18 protein-coding genes and 1 CRISPR repeat array (1 of these 19 only partly in view) are annotated in these 16,211 nt (G+C 64.2%); of the genes, 4 read left to right on the top strand and 14 right to left on the bottom strand.

From position 1 onward, the window contains the following. Positions 1–947: direct repeats of the CRISPR family, unit length 29 nt; unit sequence CGGTTCATCCCCACGCCCGTGGGGAACGC (it extends 3,238 nt beyond the left edge of the window). 88 nt (positions 948–1,035) lie between these two features. The 12 genes from cas2e to CDA09_RS21040 form a co-directional block, all read right to left on the bottom strand. Beyond that, entirely contained in the window at positions 1,036–1,332 is a 297-nt protein-coding gene (gene cas2e, locus CDA09_RS21095) for a type I-E CRISPR-associated endoribonuclease Cas2e (protein WP_121430443.1), read from the bottom strand. Further along, a complete protein-coding gene (gene cas1e / locus CDA09_RS21090) occupies positions 1,313–2,239 on the bottom strand; it encodes a type I-E CRISPR-associated endonuclease Cas1e (protein ID WP_121430442.1) in 927 nt (308 codons plus the stop codon). The genes cas2e and cas1e overlap by 20 nt, the downstream gene beginning before the upstream one ends. A 2-nt stretch (positions 2,240–2,241) precedes the next feature. Then, positions 2,242–2,724, bottom strand: a complete 483-nt coding sequence (locus CDA09_RS21085) for a PIN domain-containing protein (protein ID WP_121430441.1) — start codon at positions 2,722–2,724, stop codon at positions 2,242–2,244. Continuing rightward, the gene (locus tag CDA09_RS21080; protein ID WP_121430440.1) at positions 2,708–3,049 is read right to left on the bottom strand and encodes a DUF7317 family protein; all 342 of its coding nucleotides are present in this window, start codon (positions 3,047–3,049) and stop codon (positions 2,708–2,710) included. The genes CDA09_RS21085 and CDA09_RS21080 overlap by 17 nt, the downstream gene beginning before the upstream one ends. 74 nt (positions 3,050–3,123) lie before the next feature. Further along, positions 3,124–3,717: a type I-E CRISPR-associated protein Cas6/Cse3/CasE gene (cas6e, locus tag CDA09_RS21075; protein ID WP_121430439.1), complete on the bottom strand. Its 594-nt coding sequence runs from the start codon at positions 3,715–3,717 to the stop codon at positions 3,124–3,126. Next, on the bottom strand, positions 3,704–4,369 hold the full coding sequence (gene cas5e / locus CDA09_RS21070; protein ID WP_121430438.1) for a type I-E CRISPR-associated protein Cas5/CasD: 666 nt from the start codon (positions 4,367–4,369) through the stop codon (positions 3,704–3,706). The genes cas6e and cas5e overlap by 14 nt, the downstream gene beginning before the upstream one ends. 9 nt (positions 4,370–4,378) lie before the next feature. Further along, positions 4,379–5,620 (bottom strand): type I-E CRISPR-associated protein Cas7/Cse4/CasC, encoded by a 1,242-nt coding sequence (cas7e, locus tag CDA09_RS21065; protein ID WP_121430437.1) that lies wholly within the window; start codon positions 5,618–5,620, stop codon positions 4,379–4,381. Between the two features lie 12 nt (positions 5,621–5,632). Next, positions 5,633–6,097: a type I-E CRISPR-associated protein Cse2/CasB gene (gene casB / locus CDA09_RS21060; protein WP_217351266.1), complete on the bottom strand. Its 465-nt coding sequence runs from the start codon at positions 6,095–6,097 to the stop codon at positions 5,633–5,635. Beyond that, a complete protein-coding gene (gene casA, locus CDA09_RS21055) occupies positions 6,094–7,581 on the bottom strand; it encodes a type I-E CRISPR-associated protein Cse1/CasA (RefSeq protein ID WP_164844452.1) in 1,488 nt (495 codons plus the stop codon). Before casA ends, casB begins: the two co-directional genes overlap by 4 nt. Continuing rightward, a complete protein-coding gene (gene cas3, locus CDA09_RS21050) occupies positions 7,578–10,187 on the bottom strand; it encodes a CRISPR-associated helicase/endonuclease Cas3 (RefSeq protein WP_121430435.1) in 2,610 nt (869 codons plus the stop codon). Before cas3 ends, casA begins: the two co-directional genes overlap by 4 nt. A gap of 66 nt (positions 10,188–10,253) precedes the next feature. Beyond that, positions 10,254–11,240, bottom strand: a complete 987-nt coding sequence (locus CDA09_RS21045) for a helix-turn-helix transcriptional regulator (RefSeq protein ID WP_121430434.1) — start codon at positions 11,238–11,240, stop codon at positions 10,254–10,256. A gap of 119 nt (positions 11,241–11,359) precedes the next feature. Beyond that, positions 11,360–12,154, bottom strand: a complete 795-nt coding sequence (locus CDA09_RS21040) for an IclR family transcriptional regulator (protein ID WP_286164273.1) — start codon at positions 12,152–12,154, stop codon at positions 11,360–11,362. A gap of 212 nt (positions 12,155–12,366) precedes the next feature. On the opposite strand from CDA09_RS21040, the gene CDA09_RS21035 reads away from it, so the two are divergent. From CDA09_RS21035 to maiA, 4 genes are read left to right on the top strand one after another with little or no spacing between them, the layout of a single operon-like run. Further along, positions 12,367–14,049: an FAD-dependent oxidoreductase gene (locus tag CDA09_RS21035; RefSeq protein ID WP_121430969.1), complete on the top strand. Its 1,683-nt coding sequence runs from the start codon at positions 12,367–12,369 to the stop codon at positions 14,047–14,049. Then, on the top strand, positions 14,046–14,285 hold the full coding sequence (locus CDA09_RS21030) for a DUF2783 domain-containing protein (protein ID WP_121430432.1): 240 nt from the start codon (positions 14,046–14,048) through the stop codon (positions 14,283–14,285). Before CDA09_RS21035 ends, CDA09_RS21030 begins: the two co-directional genes overlap by 4 nt. Positions 14,286–14,308: 23 nt before the next feature. After that, the gene (locus CDA09_RS23845; RefSeq protein WP_502697080.1) at positions 14,309–14,449 is read left to right on the top strand and encodes a thioredoxin domain-containing protein; all 141 of its coding nucleotides are present in this window, start codon (positions 14,309–14,311) and stop codon (positions 14,447–14,449) included. Positions 14,450–14,463: 14 nt separating this feature from the next. After that, positions 14,464–14,946: a maleylacetoacetate isomerase gene (gene maiA, locus CDA09_RS21025; protein ID WP_502697079.1), complete on the top strand. Its 483-nt coding sequence runs from the start codon at positions 14,464–14,466 to the stop codon at positions 14,944–14,946. Positions 14,947–14,958: 12 nt separating this feature from the next. Here the strand turns inward: maiA and CDA09_RS21020 are convergent, their stop codons facing one another. After that, entirely contained in the window at positions 14,959–15,777 is an 819-nt protein-coding gene (locus tag CDA09_RS21020; RefSeq protein ID WP_121430431.1) for an EAL domain-containing protein, read from the bottom strand. A 97-nt stretch (positions 15,778–15,874) separates the two neighbouring features. Next, on the bottom strand, positions 15,875–16,210 hold the full coding sequence (locus tag CDA09_RS21015; RefSeq protein WP_121430430.1) for a DUF1840 domain-containing protein: 336 nt from the start codon (positions 16,208–16,210) through the stop codon (positions 15,875–15,877). Between the last annotated feature and the right edge of the window lies 1 nt (position 16,211).

The following is a 16,211-nucleotide window of genomic DNA, read 5'->3' as shown; positions in this document are numbered from 1 at the left end:
CACCGGTTCATCCCCACGCCCGTGGGGAACGCCGTTGCCGCGTGTGGTGTGTTCGAATGGTTGTCGGTTCATCCCCACGCCCGTGGGGAACGCTCCCGCGCACCATCCGGGCTCCAGCCCATGCCCGGTTCATCCCCACGCCCGTGGGGAACGCTTGCGAACGGCTGCGACGGCGGCCTCGCGGACCGGTTCATCCCCACGCCCGTGGGGAACGCTACGAATACCTGCTGCCGATCTGGCAGCAGCGCGGTTCATCCCCACGCCCGTGGGGAACGCGGTCGATTCGCGCGCCACACGCACGACGAGTTCGGTTCATCCCCACGCCCGTGGGGAACGCGGCTCGACCTTGACCGGTGGCGACCGCTCGACCGGTTCATCCCCACGCCCGTGGGGAACGCCCCCCTTTATTGCCCCAAACGAGCCACACGACCGGTTCATCCCCACGCCCGTGGGGAACGCTGCCCGAAGCGCAAGGGGCGAGAGTTCGGCGCCGGTTCATCCCCACGCCCGTGGGGAACGCTGCTGAAGCCGTTTTTCCTGCTGGCTTACGGGCGGTTCATCCCCACGCCCGTGGGGAACGCTGATGCACGACGCTGTCCGGCAGGCCGAAGCTCGGTTCATCCCCACGCCCGTGGGGAACGCGGAGAAGAATTTTGCGTAATTGATTGCCATGTCGGTTCATCCCCACGCCCGTGGGGAACGCAGACCAGCTCTCGCGCTTTTCGAAGTTCGTCACGGTTCATCCCCACGCCCGTGGGGAACGCCCCTACGGCCGGCTCACCAAAACGCACGGCCCCGGTTCATCCCCACGCCCGTGGGGAACGCGGAGTTTCCTCTGTGGGACGAAACCTCGAACTCGGTTCATCCCCACGCCCGTGGGGAACGCAGAAGCGCGCGACGCGCCGCTTCGTCTACGTCCGGTTCATCCCCACGCCCGTGGGGAACGCACTTCTTCCATCTCCATGAATTCACATGGAAATTTCGAAGCGGAAAATTCTACCAACGATTTGCGATGCCGATCGAATTTTCGGGTTGTTAAAGATCGGGATTGTCGGCTTCCGGATGAAAGCTTACCAGCCGTACGCCGTCCCAGTCTGCCGGCAGGCGGCGGTTGGCGCCGAGGGTCTGGAATTCGAAGCCGGCTTCGTTGTTCGTGTGCCAAGCCATCACGGCGTTGCCGTCCTCGATGCCGTCTTCGACTTGCGCCCAGATGTGTTCGCGTACTTTGCGCGAGTAGTTTCCGACATAAACGCCGGCGCGGATTTCCAGCAGCCACACGGCCAGCCGGCCGCGCAGGCGCGGCGGCGCGTTTTCAAGCACGATGACCAGCATCGCCGAGGCTTTCCGGGTTGGGGATGGCGGGTCCGACAGCGTTTTCGGGGGGATCGGGACGAGGGATTTCCCCGGCGGCGAGGATCTCCTCGATGTCCGGGATGATGCGTTCCAGGAGTTTCGTTTGCCGGAAGATGTCACGGCAGGCGAGGCGAACGGCGCGTTCCGGATTGCCGGGTTCGCTCGCGGCGACCTTGAAGGCGGCGGGGACGACCGTTTCGAATTTGTAGATGTCGGCCACGTCGTAGACGAAGGACAGCGGCTTGCCCGTGTGGATGAATCCGACTGCGGGCGCGTAGCCCGCGGCGAGCACGGCGGCTTCGGTCACGCCATAGAGCGCCGCTGTGGCCGATGACAGGCAGCGGTTGGGGAGGTCCGAGACGTCCCAGTTTTCCGGGTTGTAGTCGCGCCCGGACCATTTGACGCCGAATTTCTGCGCAAGCAACTGGTAGGTGCGCCGCACGCGCGCCCCTTCGATGCCGCGCAACTGTTCGACGCTGCGCCGCGCCGGCGGCTCTTCGCCGAAGCGCAGGGCGTACATCTTGCGTACGACTTTCAGTCGCAGCGTTTCATCGAGCGCGAGCTTGGCCTGATAGAGCAGCCGATCGGCGCGCGCCCCGCCCGGCTGGCCGGACGAATAGAGCCGGACACCGGCCTCGCCGACCCACACAAGCAGTGTCCCGACCCGTGCCGCGAGCGCTGCCGCCCGATGGGATACCCGCGTGCCGGGTTCCAGCATGATGCAGGCAACCCCACCCACCGGAATATGCGTGAGGACCGGACGGACACGTTCACCTTCGCAGTCGACTCGCACGAAGGCGCCATCGATGACGTCGATCTCGCCGCGCTCGACGAAGACGATCGACATCCGCTCCTTGATGGCGATGGGTTTGAGGGGTGGCAGCACGTTCAGATTTCTCCTGCGCGGCGCAACGCTTCGCACATCAGATCGGTCGGCACGCGATATCCGAACGAGGACAGCGCATCGAAAAGCGGAGCCAGGGCGTCGACATCGCCGGCCTTGCGCGCGACAAGGAGTATCCCGACGGTGCCCACGACCGGTATGCCCAGCTGGCGGGCGACGCGTCGCCCTTTGCGTTCATCGACGAGGGCAGGGCAGGCGCGGTCGCGCGCGAGGATCAGCGCAGCCGCTTCGCCCGCGTCGAGCAGATGATCGGCGGCGAACTGCTCCGTGCCGGTCACCTCGACGCACTCGAACAATCCGGACTCGCGCGCTGAGAGAATGGCCCGAGCGCCGGGGCGCTGCGGATGGACGGTGCATTCGGCGAACACTTCGCCCGGAACCAGTACTTCGTCGAAATGGCGGGGCAGCAACCGGAGCAGATCCAGTCGGGCCAATGCGATCAGCGGGCCGCTATCGGCGGCGACCATGATTTGCGATCACGTCGAGCTCATCGTTGAGCTCGTTCGGCGTCTGCTGCACGACCGCGACGCCCGCAGCGCCCATGCGTTCGATCATCTCCTCAATGCCCAGTCCGGCAAACTTCGCGGCCTGCGCCAGCGTCAGCGTGCCCTCGTCGAACAGCTTGATTGCCAGCGAAGTCCGCACCCCGCTTTCCAGCAAGGCGTCGTCGAAGGGCACGGCAACGAAGACCGGGTTGCCGTGCTTGGTGACGACGGACAGTTTGCCCGCCTCGGCACCGCGGATCAGCTCCCCGGTGCGCTCGCGCAGGTCGCGGACGGTGAAGGTTTCCATAGTGGCCTCCCGAGGAACTGTGCTATCAAAAGATAGCACAATTTCTGGGGCTTCCCGCCTCGCCATGGGCTTCGTCATGCGCCGCGTGCCACGCTCAGTAGGCCGCAACCGAAGCTCTTCGCGGCACCGACGCCGCTCTCCATCAAACGCTGAAAGCCGTCTGGATCGAAAACGCGTAGCCGTCCATCGAAGGTGATCGTCGCGAGTTTGCCAGCCTGTCCCTTCCGCCTGAAGAAAAGCGGCGTGTTCGGTGTGATCGTCACGGCTTCAATCACCGCCGAATCGGCAAGCTTGCGCCTCAGCCATTCCAGTTGCTGCTCTTCCTTGATCAACGGGACACGGATGGGCCGCTCAGTATCCTCGCTGTCACGAATGGTCTTGATGACATTCGCCATCAGCCGGAAGCGCAGCGATAACCCTTCCGTCATGGCCGAGAGGTCGAGCCGTTTGGGCTCGGCAATGACGCGCGTGGCGGCGTCGTAGGGATAAGGAGCTGTGGGCGACTGCAGTAGGATCAGTGCGCCTTGTCCCGGGCGCTGCTGTTCGACCCGAAAGAGGAAGGCCCGCTTCTCCTCGGGTTGCTCGGGAAACAGGCGCCATAAGGCACGATGCCAGTCGTAGGGATTGCGCGTGTCCTTCCAGTCGAGCTGCACTTTACTCAGGTACATGGCCTGCTCCTTCGACGCTGACGAACACGCGCCGCGTGCCGAATTGCCGCACCCGCCCGTAGCGGGGAACGTCGCGCAGGCGCAACTCTCGGTCGCTGGCGAGTGCCGGGGAGTCGCTGTAAAGCGTTCCGCCGCGCGGAGACCAGAGCTGCAAGGCGTGGGCCGGGTTATCAGCCGCTAGTCGTGCAGCGAACAGCGGTCGTGACAAGGGGCAGGAGCGGCGGCCGAGGCTCGGCGTGAATACTGGGCGCTGCAGGGCGGCGGCAATGTGGTCGAGCGTGACTACAGCGCCGGCTTGCTCGACTGCGACGCTGAATATGGCATCGCACAGGTATTCGCGCCGAGATTCGACCGGAAACTTTCGTGGTTTGCGGATATCGACAGTCCGGGCTTCGAGGACCGTGTGGTAGTCGGTGAGTTTATGGGCGGGCGCGTCCTCGCTTCGATCTTCCGCCCTCACGGTGAACCAGACGCTGTGGTCCAGGTCAGTCAAGCCGGCGGTATCTCCCCGGTCGATGCCGAGACAGGCCGCGAGCAGTCCGAGCAGGCCCGAGCGGGTCGGAAAGCCGACCGTGGGTCGGTAATCCTCGAAGCTATGGTCGCCCCACGCCTGCAGGACGCCGTCGAGTTGCAGGATCAGGAAATTAGCCATGGCAGGACCTCAAACCAGACCGTCGCCCAATAGCCACTTCTCGAGATCAGGCAAGGTTGCTTTACGTGCCAAGTCGGGGCCACCGGGACCACCGGAAGTTTCGGTCAGATCAAAGACCGCTGTACGTTCGTCTATTCCATAGCCACGGTGAATCTTGTCCCAGTAACTCAGGAGCGCTGTCACAGAAGGCTTGAGGAAGCCGTCTTGATTTTTGACGGATCTCTCGAAGGCGTTTGCGAGGGAAATCGGTTGGTCCGATACACTCACCATGGCGAAGTCGGCCAGATTGTGAGCTGCGAAGGATTGCTGCTTGGCGCTCGGTACGACCGTGGCCAGAAGGTGCAGTGCATGCACGGCAACTTTCAGTGCTTGGTCACGGCTCCCGCCGCCAAGGTTATTCTGCAATTGCTGGAGGTTCAGGCTCGCGTAACGATAAAAGACACCTGCCGAAAACTCCTGTGTATCAAGGTGACCTGATCCCACATCAACAAGATCATCAACCGCCGTAAACCAATCGATGTCCGACTCCGCGGCATGGGTAGTAATCGCAGGCGCCACAGCAAGTGCACCGTCGATGGACGTCATAAGACCGCTCGTAGCCATCCGGCCTGATAGTGCAACATCCATAGCAGAACCCAGTGCAGTTGCAATGGCCTGAGAACTTTCGTTCAGATGCCTTTGGATTTTTTGCTCGATTCCTTCGCGAAGGCAGTCGGCCTCAGTCAGCGCCCGCCGGTCATTACCCTTGCCCACCATTTTTCCAACGCGCTTAAGCGCTTTTTCCCGTTCATCGTCCGTTAGGCCATCACGTTCTACAGCTTCGATAACGGAGCAGATCACTTTCATTTCGGCAACTACCCACGGGGCAACAGCCAACTTCTTATCGCCCTTCGCTCCGTTCCCTTCCTCCTCTTCCTCGACATCAACCACCTCACTTGCGTCGGATTTCTTCGCCGACCGCACGAATGCAGTGGCTGCCTTCCGAATCAGATCTGGCTCGAATTCCTTCCCAAGTTCCTCGACAAGCCACGGAATTGCCAAATCGAGACGTTTGGTGCGGACAGACGGCTTGCCAAAAATGCGTTTGTAGTAGTCGCTATTGCGCAGCCAATACTTCAGGCTCTGGCTGGAAACGCGCACGCGGCGCACGCCGCCGAAGACCGCGGTCTTCTGCATGTTCATGTCGTCCCGGTTCAGGCACGAGGGGCTATGGGAAATCAGGACGTGGAAATTGATGAAATTCTTGTTCATGTTTGCTCCCTTTCACTTCGCCTTGGCGGGTTGATGGATGAAGAAGTCTTCGAGCAGCGTGCGCTTGGCGCGCTCGTTCCAGAAATACAGGAGGCGTCCGAATTCGGTCCAATCGACGGACGGCTCGACATGCTGGACAAGCCGCCGCAGTTGGATCAGGTCGTTCGGTTCATCGGCCCGGATGACCTGAAAGAGACGTGCCTCGGATACTCGTTCGGCAGCCAGTTGTGCGCCGAGCGGCTTTGCATCGTCTGCATGACGGCAGAACGGAAGAAAGAAGACGACGCGTTCGGCCCACGACTGAGGGCGGGTGCCTGGGAATAGCCTATAGAAGGCCGGACGCATTCCCAACTCGTCCGGAGCGCCGACGCGTTTGCCGAGTTGCGAACGGAAGTCGCCGTCTCGGTCTGCCATGCTGCGATAACGCTTGTACAGCTCGACGAAGTCCGGCAGTGCCAATGTTTGCTTATCGCTCATGATGCGGTGGCCTCCTTCATTTTCTTGAGTTCCGCGGCAAGACCGCGCCTGGCGAGCGCGACAGTGCGCACCAGTGCCGGATTGCGGCAGTAGGGATGCGTCGCTTCCTGGAAGATCTGCAGACAGCGGTCGGCGAGTTGATCGAGCAGAGCAGTCTTCTCCGCCCGCCGCTCGGCACGGGTCATGGTGCGCAACCAAGCGTGGATTAGAGATTCGGTCCGCTGGTAGAAGTGGTTTTCGGCGGCCTCGTGGATATCGACGCCCAGTGCCTTGATGCCCTTTTCGCGATTGCCCTTCACCACCGAATAGAGCTTGCCGCGCAAGAGGCTCTTGCAGTCCAGCGCGCGACTCACCGCCCATTCGATCGCGTCCTGGCCACATTCGTCTTGCCAGCCATCACCGATGCTGAAGAACTCGTGCCGCCGCTGCAGGATCGACGCCTGCTTGTTCCGATATCCGCCGACGATGAGCCGAAGCTCGCCGCTACCATCCGCACGCCACTGCTCGACGACAGCTGCGGGGCGGTGACCGGACTTGCCGTCGTCCTGACTGAAAAGGAATCGAGAGCACTGCGTCCATGCCGGTGCCGTCGTCGTGAAGGCGAGAAAGCGGTCGCTGCGCTCATCCTTCTTGATCTCGAACTCGCTCGGACTATGCAGATGTGGCCACAGGCCGACGACGTCGAATACGAATTTTTCCTTATTGAAGCCGCTATATCCCGACTGCTCCGGGCCTCCAAGAAAATCACACACTGCCGGAGCCGGCGACCGGATCAACTCGATGTGCGCAGGCTGCCAGAACAGCCCTCGCAGCAGACCGATCTGGTTGAACTGAATCTTCTCCTTCTCCCGGATTGGCTCGACCCAAACCGGCGCTTGCCGTTTCGTCTCTTCGTACCACGGCAGCATCCGCCGGAGGCGCTCCTCACTGAGGACGTTGCGCCAGACGGTCTGTCGTAGATCATCCCCTGCCACCAGAGTGGTGATCGGCGTGCCGCGGAGGCCACCCTTGAACCCGCCGCCGAAGTTCGGGGCGGTGGCTGCCTGGTTGAACAGCGCGATAGCGGTAGCAGCCGGTGAAAGATGCTGCACCTCGCCTGGAGCGTTGAAGAAGCTGTGATTGTTGCCCTCGGGTAGGCCGACCATCAGCTTCTGGATCGGTGTGGGTTCGGCCGCGGAAACGCCGCGTGTCTGCATGAACAGATGGGTCGGGTGGTCGAGATCGAACCACTCCATAAGCGATGCGACCGCATTGTTGTACTCGGCCTCGGCAAGGGGTGTTTCCATCCGCTTGCGCCAAGACTGCCGGTCTGGCGGAGGTAGTGCGACCTGCACCAGCGAAATCAGGAGTTGCAGGCACGCGAGCTCCAAGTCGTCCCGAGGAAGCGACAACTGCCTCTCGTCGGGTTCGCACAGCAACTGCCTGAGGCTCAGCGGGACTGTGCTGCCACGCACGGGGATCCACGCATCGGTATAGAGATTCACGCCTCCTCCTTTTCCAGACCATATTCACTGCTGTACCGAAAGCCGGCATTCACGCCGACACCAAACCATTCGCCATCCGAGACCGGGCTGACCTTTAACCAGATCAGGCCGTCTTCGTCCGATTCGGGCAGGGAACCCTTCCAACTCGCAGGTACGCCCACCGCGCTCAGGGCGATACGCTCGCGCCGTTCCCATTCATCCGCCTCGTCGATGGGGTCCCGTTCTCCGATCAATCGGCCTTCGGCGTCGATCAGGACGACCGAGAGCGACATTTCGCCGTCGCGTGTCAGGGCGCGGACGTTCTCGTCGCTGTCGGCGAGCGGATTCATGTCGTCGTTCGCGATGACTTGCGCGTGGTCGAACTTGGCCTTCTGCTCGACGTGGAACTTGTCGTATTCGAAGGCGATGTTTTCGGGTTCGTCGCTCCAGTCATCACGCTCGTACACGCGTTCGATCCATTCGCGATACGCCGTTGGGAACGAGACTTTGTCCGCGCCAATGAGCTGCTGCGTGCGCCACAGGACGCGCGTGTTTCCGTAGACGACCTTGTGCAGTCCGTAGTCGTTATCCGGTGGGGCGAGGATTGTGCAATGCGGGCTTTCGAAACCTCCCGGGCGCACCCGCATGTGGCGGTGAAGTCGCCCCATGCGTTGGAAGAGCAGGTCAACCGGACAGATCTGGGTGATCAGCCAGTCGAAGTCGAGGTCGAGGCTTTGCTCGACCACCTGCGTCGCCACGAGAATGCGCCCGGAGTTCCGCGCGGCGTCGCGGCCATATTGTGCAAGCACCGCCTGCTCGCGCGCCTGGCGGTCGATGAAGCGGAAGCGAGCGTGAAAGAGGTCTATGGGGATGTCGGTCGCGGCGCGTAGCGCGCCGGCGAGTCTCTGCGCATCGTTCACCAGATTGCAGACGATGGCGACGCGGGCGCCCGCATGGGCGGCGGCGATGACGCGCGAGATGAGCGCGTCGTCGGGAAGGAGTCCCGCGAGCGCGAGGGTTTCGATGGCGACGGCGCGCGACGGCGGGTGCCGGACGGGATCTTCCAGCTTGATGAAGGAAACGCTGCCGGTTGCATCGACATGTGTGAGGAGCGGGTAGGGCGCGTCTGCGACCGGCGGTTCGGTTGACCCCCAAGCTTCACAAAGGCGGCGACGCTGGCCGTGCGGCAGGGTGGCGGACAGGAGGATCGCGCTGCCGCCGCCTCGCCGCTGTTGCCGCAGGACGCCGTCGAGCAAGCCGTACATGTAGTGATCGTAGGCATGCACTTCGTCGACGATCAGCACGGATTTCATGACTCCGAAACCGCGGACGAACTTGTGCCGCAGCGGGAGCACGGAAAGCAGAACCTGGTCGATCGTGCACACGCCGATCTGCCCGAGGAAGACGCGCTTGCGGCTTTCAGCGAGCCACTCCGCGCATTGGACCCGAATGTCCTCGTCCTCCTGCGCGCTCCGTTGCCGCGCGGCCTCTTTCAGGTGTCTGTGGCCCTCATGCCAGCGCGCCTTGCCGTGGGCCAGCACGAGATTCGAGCCCTTCCCGAAAAGGGTGTCTGCAAAACGGTTGAGCCGCTCCCACATCGCGTTTGCCGTCGCCTGAGTGGGGAGGGCGAAGACGATGCTGTCGGCAATGCCGGCATCGAGTAGCCTCCATGCATAGGCGAGGGCGGTCTCGGTCTTGCCCGAGCCGGTCGGTGCCTCTACAAGCGTCAGGCCGGCGTTCACAGGCAGTTCGTCGACCAAAGTCTGGAGCTGGCGCGGCGACTCTTCAGCCCCGAGAAGGGCCTTCACGCCACGGTACGGCGCTGCGTGGGCGGCCAGGCCGCATCGTTCGATGAGGCGCTCGCGCTCGATCTTCGCGACTCGTTCGTTGAAATACGCTACGACATTCCCGCTACTCGCGCGATATTCGAACCACTCCTCGTTCGAGCCTAGCCAGTCACATATGGCGCAGAAGCCGGCAAGGTAGGCGGCGTCGTCGCGCTGGAGCGGCGGCGGAAGGTCGGCAAGACTCAGGTCGCAAGGTTTGAGAAAGATTTCCTCGAGGGTGTCGAACCAGGCGCGGCGGGCGTCGTGGTCGCGCTGGACGATCCAATCTTCTGCATCTGGCTGGCGCGCCCGCTCGCGGTGGCGGGGCACCTTGCCGTGATGTCCCGCGACCGCTGCGAGCCAGGGCACCCACGCGTCGACGACTTCCTCGTTCTGTTTGTCCATGCCGAGCAGGTTCGGATACTCCCGGATGAACCAGCGCAGTCCATATTCTCCGTGTCCGTATCGCTCGGCATCGGCGCGGTAGGGCAAATCTTTTGCATGCCATTCTGGCCGTAGCGCAGCGAGCGCCTCGGCAGACTTCATTTGAAACCGCACGTCGAACTTGCCCAGGTCGTGCAAAGCGACAAAGAAGAATATCCAGGCGCGCAACTGGGGTTCGTCGATTTCGTCATCGACAAGCACCTTGAACTGACGCCGGAGATTTGCACTGGAATTCCACCAGACGGCTGCGACGGCAGCGACGTCCAGGCAGTGATACGGCAGCAAGTGATATCCGGCCTCGCCACCGTCCTGTGGCCGCGCCTTGCCCCAGTACCGAAAGTATTCCGGAATGCTCATCGAATCCTGCCTTCCAATGTCGTTGGCACCGATTGTCGGCCTTGCCGGGCTCACAGGATGAGCCTCTCACGATTTTCCTTCATCATATATTTTCGCCATCCCCGCCACCTCCGCCGCCACCACCCGCCGCAACCCCTCCGGCCCCAGCACCTCGCAATGCGTCCCGTGCTTCAGCACATCCATCATCAGTTCCCGGTGATCGGCATACGGCACTTCGAGCACGTAGCTGCCATCCGCCTCGAATGCGCCGCGCTGCTGAGGGTGCCAGTGTTCGGTCGCGACCCAGCGTGCCCGTTCCGCCGAGAAGCGCAGCCGCGCCCACCGCAATTCATTGCCAGCGAAGATGCCGTAGCCGGGGCCGAGGACGGTGTCGAGGGTCTGGTTGGGGATGTCTTTCGCTACGGTGTCGAGGAGTTCGACCTGGCGGATGCTGTCGACGGCGAAGTTGCGCAACGCGCCGCGCAAGTGGCACCAGGCGTCGAGGTACCAGTTTTCGCGGTAATGGACGAGGCGTTGCGGCGAGATTTCGCGCGCCGTCTCGGCGTCGCGGCCGCGGGCGTAGTAGCGGATGGCGAGGCGCTTGCGGCGCAGCAGTGCGGAGCCGATGTTCTCGAAGTGGGCGAGCTTGAGGCTGCGCTTGCCGATGCCGACGATCAGCACGCGGCGGCGGATTTCGTCGGCGGGATGGTCGGTGGCGCCCAAAAGCTTGTTGAGGCGGGCGACGAGCGGTTGCACGTGCGGGGCGAGCAGCCCGCCGGGGTCGAGGTTGGCGAGGAGATGCTGCATCGTCAGCAGCGCGTGGATTTCCTTGTCGGAGAACCATAGGCCGGGCAGTTCGTACTGCGCGCCGCTGGTCAAGCGGGGATCGAGGCGGTAGCCCCCGAGCTCGGGGGCCCACGCGATCGGGATGTTCATGACGTTGCGCAGGAAGGCGATGTCGCGCTTGAGGGTGGCCGGGGAGACCTCGAGCGTTTCCAGCAGCATGCGGCGGCTCACGGAGCGCCGTTCGTCGAGGAACTTGCGGATGCGGATGATGCGGTCGGTCTGGCTCACTGCAGCCTCGGGGGTGACGTGACGCAATCATAGCGATCACGCCCCCCGCGAGGCGGTGAAGAATGCCCTTGTCTTGGTTGAACGGCTGCGAGCGGTGCAGCGCGCGGTTCGCTATCCGCTCAGGGCTCTGTCTTTCCCAGCCGTGCCGAAATCGCCTTTGCACACGCGCGCAGCTTCGTCGCCACCGCGCCGTCCCATGCCGGGTCGAAGCTCGCCGCGGGGCCCATCGCGGTGATTGCCAGCGCGAGGTGGCCGTTATGGTCGAAGATCGGGGCGGTGAAGGCGTTGATGCCGGGGATCGGTTTGCCGAGGGCGCGGGCGAGGCGCTCGCGGCGGATCTCGGCGAACTCGGCCTCGAGCTGTTCGCGCGTGAGGGCCTGGCGGGCGAATTCGTCCTCGATGAGGGCGGTCGTCATGCGTGCGGGGAGGAAGGCGGCGAAGGTGCGGCCGGTGGCGGAGGTGAGGAGATCCATGACCGTGCCGACACGCATGTTCACATGCACCTGCCGGCTGCATTCCTCGATGCTGACGATGGTCGGGCCGTGGTTGCCCCACACGGCGACCGCGACGTTCTGCTGGATCTCGTCGGACAGCCGCGCCGCCTCGGGCGTCGCGACCCGCAGCGGGCTCACGCCGTGCAGCGCCGACAGGCCCATCTGCAGCGCGAAGGCGCCCAGCCCATAGCGGCCGGTCACCGGATCCTGTTCGACCAGGCCGAGCTTGCCGAAGCTCACGAGGTAGGGGTGGGCCTTGGCTGGCGGCATGCCCGCCTCGCGGGCGAGATCCTTGAGGATCATCGGCGCATCATGACGGACCAGCGCCTGCAGCAGCGCGCCGCCGACTTCGATCGACTGGATGCCGCGCCGGTCGGCGTTCTTGCCGCTCGGGCGCTCTTCGAGTGTTTCGTTGTCCAATCTGTTGTCTCCCATGGGGGCGAATCTTAGCAGCAGCGGGGGCGCTGCATGCTGCTTTCAATTCAACGATAGCAAATGAATTGACGGTTAACAAACTGACATCTAGGATGATTCATCCCTGCGTGCTGCAGGACGGATGCGATAGAAAATTACCGGTGACACGCCCCACAGAAGGCAACGCCGGAAAGTGCGACATCGAGGAGGAGACGCCCGTGCTGAGTTCGTACCAGTACCCGAAGTTCGAGTACCGCCGCCCGCCGGAGATTGCCGAACGCCGCGACGGACGCCATCCGGTCGTGGTCGTCGGCGCCGGTCCCGTGGGACTCGCGGCGGCGATCGATCTCGCGATCCACGGCGTGCCGGTCGTGCTGCTCGACAACGACGACACGGTGTCGATCGGCTCGCGCGGCGTGTGCTACGCGAAGCGCGCGCTGGAGATCATGGACCGCCTCGGCTGCGCCGAGGAGATGGTGCAGAAGGGCGTGTCGTGGAACGTCGGCCGCACCTTCTTCCGCGAGCAGGAGGTCTTCAACTTCAACCTCTGCCCCGAGCCGGACCACCACCGCCCGGGCATGATCAACCTGCAGCAGTACTACCTCGAGGAATACCTCGTGCGCCGCGCGCAGTCCTTGCCGAACATCGACCTGCGCTGGAAGAACAACGTGATCGCCGTGACCGATCACGGCGAGCGCGTCAGCCTGCGCGTCGAGACGCCCGACGGCGCCTACGGCATCGACACCGGCTGGCTGATCGTCGCCGACGGCGCGCGCAGTCCGATCCGCCACATGATGGGGCTGGACATCGAGGGTCGGATCTTCATGGACCGCTTCCTGATCGCCGACGTCGTGATGAAGGCGGACTACCCGGCCGAGCGCTGGTTCTGGTTCGACCCGCCCTTCCACCCGAACCAGTCGGTGCTGCTGCACCGTCAGGCCGACAACGTGTGGCGCATCGATTTCCAACTCGGCTGGAATGTCGACCCGGAGGAGGAGAAGAAGCCCGAGAAGGTGATCCCGCGCATCCGGGCGATGCTCGGCGAGCAGCGCGAGTTCGAGCTCGAATGGGTCAGCGTCTACACCTTCCAGTGCCGCCGCATGCACGAATTCCGCCACGGGCGGCTCCTCTTCACCGGCGACGCCGCGCACCAGGTGTCGCCCTTCGGCGCGCGCGGCGCGAACTCCGGCATCCAGGACAGCGACAACCTCGTGTGGAAGCTCAAGCTCGTGCTGGACGGCAGCGCGCCGGAGCGGCTTCTCGACTCCTACTCCGAGGAGCGCGTCGTCGCCGCCGACGAGAACATCATGAACTCGACGCGTTCGACCGATTTCATCACGCCGAAGAGCGCCATCAGCCGGATCTTCCGCAACGCCGTGCTGGGCCTCGCGAAGGACTACCCCTTCGCGCGCGCGCTGGTGAATTCCGGGCGGCTGTCGGTGCCGAGCGTCCTCACTGCGTCGCGCCTCAACACGCCCGACGCGGAAGTCTTCGCCGGCAACATGGTGCCCGGCGCGCCGATGGACGATGCGCCCATCGAGAGCGCCGGTGGCGAGCGGTGGCTGCTGCAGGCGGCGGGCAATCGCTTCCAGCTGCTGTACGGCATGCCGGACGCGGCGGATGTCGATGTCGCCACCGCCGCGGCGTTCGCGGCGCTCGCCGAAGGCGCGATTCCGGTCGAGACACTCGTCGTCGCCGAGCGCGGCACGGCGCCGGGCGGGCTGAAGACGCTGCTCGACGCGAAGGGGCGGATCCGCGAGCGCTACGACCTCAAGCCCGGTACCACCTACCTGATCCGCCCCGACCAGCACGTCGCTGCGCGCTGGCGCGGTTTCGACTCCGCACGCGTGCGCGCCGCGCTCGCCCGCGCCACCTGCAACGCCTTAGGGACGCCACCATGAGCCTCAATACCGACCCGAACTTCTTCACCCCCGGCAAGCGCTACTTCCACGCATTCAGCCCCGGCGACGACTTCTACGAAGTCCTCATCGACCTGCATCGCGACCTCACGGACGAGCAGAGCGCGATGGCGAATGCCAGCCTGATCCTGCTGCTGGCGAACCACATCGGCGACATCTCGGTGCTGCGTGAGGCGATGAAGATCGCGCGCGACCAGGTCATGCCGCCCGCCCGCTGAACGATCACCCGCCAGGTCGGCGCATGAAGCTCTACACCTATTTCCGCAGCTCCGCCGCGTTCCGCGTGCGCATCGTCTTGAACCTGAAAGGCCTCGCCTGCGACGCTGTGCCGATCCACCTGGTGAAGGACGGCGGTCAGCACCGCCGGAATACCTCGCGCTGAACCCCGCCGGACTCGTGCCCGCGCTCGACGACGACGGCCAGCTGCTGACGCAGTCGCTCGCGATCATCGAATACCTCGACGAGACGCATCCGCATCCGCCGCTGCTGCCCGCCGATGCGCCGGGTCGCGCGCGCGTGCGCGCCCTTGCGCAGGCGATCGCGTGCGACATCCACCCGCTCAACAACCTGCGCGTGCTGCAGTACCTGAAGCGCGAGCTGGGCGTCGATGACGTGCACAGGGACGCGTGGTACCGCCACTGGGTCGAGGTCGGCCTCGCGGCGGTCGAGGCGATGCTGCGTCACCCGCGCACCGGCCGCTTCTGCCACGGCGACACGCCCGGTGTCGCCGACTGCTGCCTCGTGCCGCAGGTGTTCAACGCGCGCCGCTTCGGTGCGAAGCTCGATGCGATGCCGACCGTGCTGCGCATCGTCGAGGCCTGCGAGACGCTCGACGCCTTCCGCCTCGCCGCTCCGGCGCAGCAGCCGGACGCGCAGTAGCGGCGTCGCCAATCAACCGACCGGGGCGACTCCCTCGAGCGACACGGCCGCACGGCTGCACGGCCGGCACGCCGACGCCGCAGCCGGGCCGGAAGCGCAATGAGCGAGGCAACCGGTGTGGTGAAACAGCGGCCGGTAGAGAAAGCCCTGCACGTAATCAAAGCCGAGCGCCGCCGCGAATTCCAGCTGCGATGCGTCCTCGATGCCTTCCAGGACCGTCCGCTTGCCGCAGTCGTGCGCGAAGGCGACCAGATGTTTCAACGCCGCGCAGCGCATCTTGTCATCGGGATGGCAGACCCAGGACCGGTCGAACTTCAGGAAGCCGACGGTCAGCAAGATCGGCAGGGACAGCATCGTGGCGGGGGCGCCGATGTCGTCGAGCGCGAGTCCGACCGACGTCCCTGCGAAAGCCGACGTCATCGCGTGGCTGATCTCGGCGTCGTTGATGCTGCTGTTCTCGATGATTTCGATGACGAGGCCGGGATGTGCGGACAGCAGTTCGACAAGCGGATGCGGCCCCTCGCCGAGGCCCGCCTGGAAGGCATCCGGGTCGAGGTTCACGAACAGCAGGTGATCGCCCGCCGGCGCGTGCGCCAGCTGCAGCCGTTTCATCTCGTATTCGACCTGGAACAGGCTCAGCGGGCTGGCGTGGAGCGAGTCGAAAACCTGCTGCGGTGAAAGTTGGCCGCCGTCGCTGGCATAGAAGCGGGCGAGCGCTTCATAGCCGATGACGCGCCCGTCGGCGAGCGCGACGAGCGGCTGATACTCGACGCCGTAGCGGCGCTCCTGGATGAGATTGAGCAGTTTTGGCGCAGGCAGCCGCATAGTCATGCGTAATAAAGAGAATGAGATGAATTCTCATTATAAGGCAGGGCAATTGTTTCGGGTCGTATGTCTTCCGGCCGTGACGGTTCGGCGAGGCGACGGGTCAGACGCCCCAGACGACTGGCACCCCTTCCTTCTGTGCGAGCTGCAGCAGGTCCAGCAGCGGCCACGCGCGCTGCGCGAGGCTCACCGGCGCGGCCATGCCGTGGCGCTCGGGATCGGGGTCGTCCTCGTCGTCATCCTGTGCAGCGGCCTTGTGGAGTGCCTTGTCTTCATCGATCGCGGTACGCATGCGCACGATCGCGCCGGGCAGCTGCTCGACGGTGACGATGCCCTTCGCATCCTGCGGATCCTTGCCGAGGATTCCGACGAGCCGCTTCGCGATGTCACCGAACATGATGACGTCGGCGCCGGCGGCCGACTTGAACGTGATCAGCATG

Source organism: Azoarcus sp. DN11, assembly GCF_003628555.1.
GTDB lineage: Bacteria > Pseudomonadota > Gammaproteobacteria > Burkholderiales > Rhodocyclaceae > Aromatoleum.
Note: the sequence above shows the minus strand (reverse complement) of the source record. Positions and strands in the feature narration are given on the sequence as shown.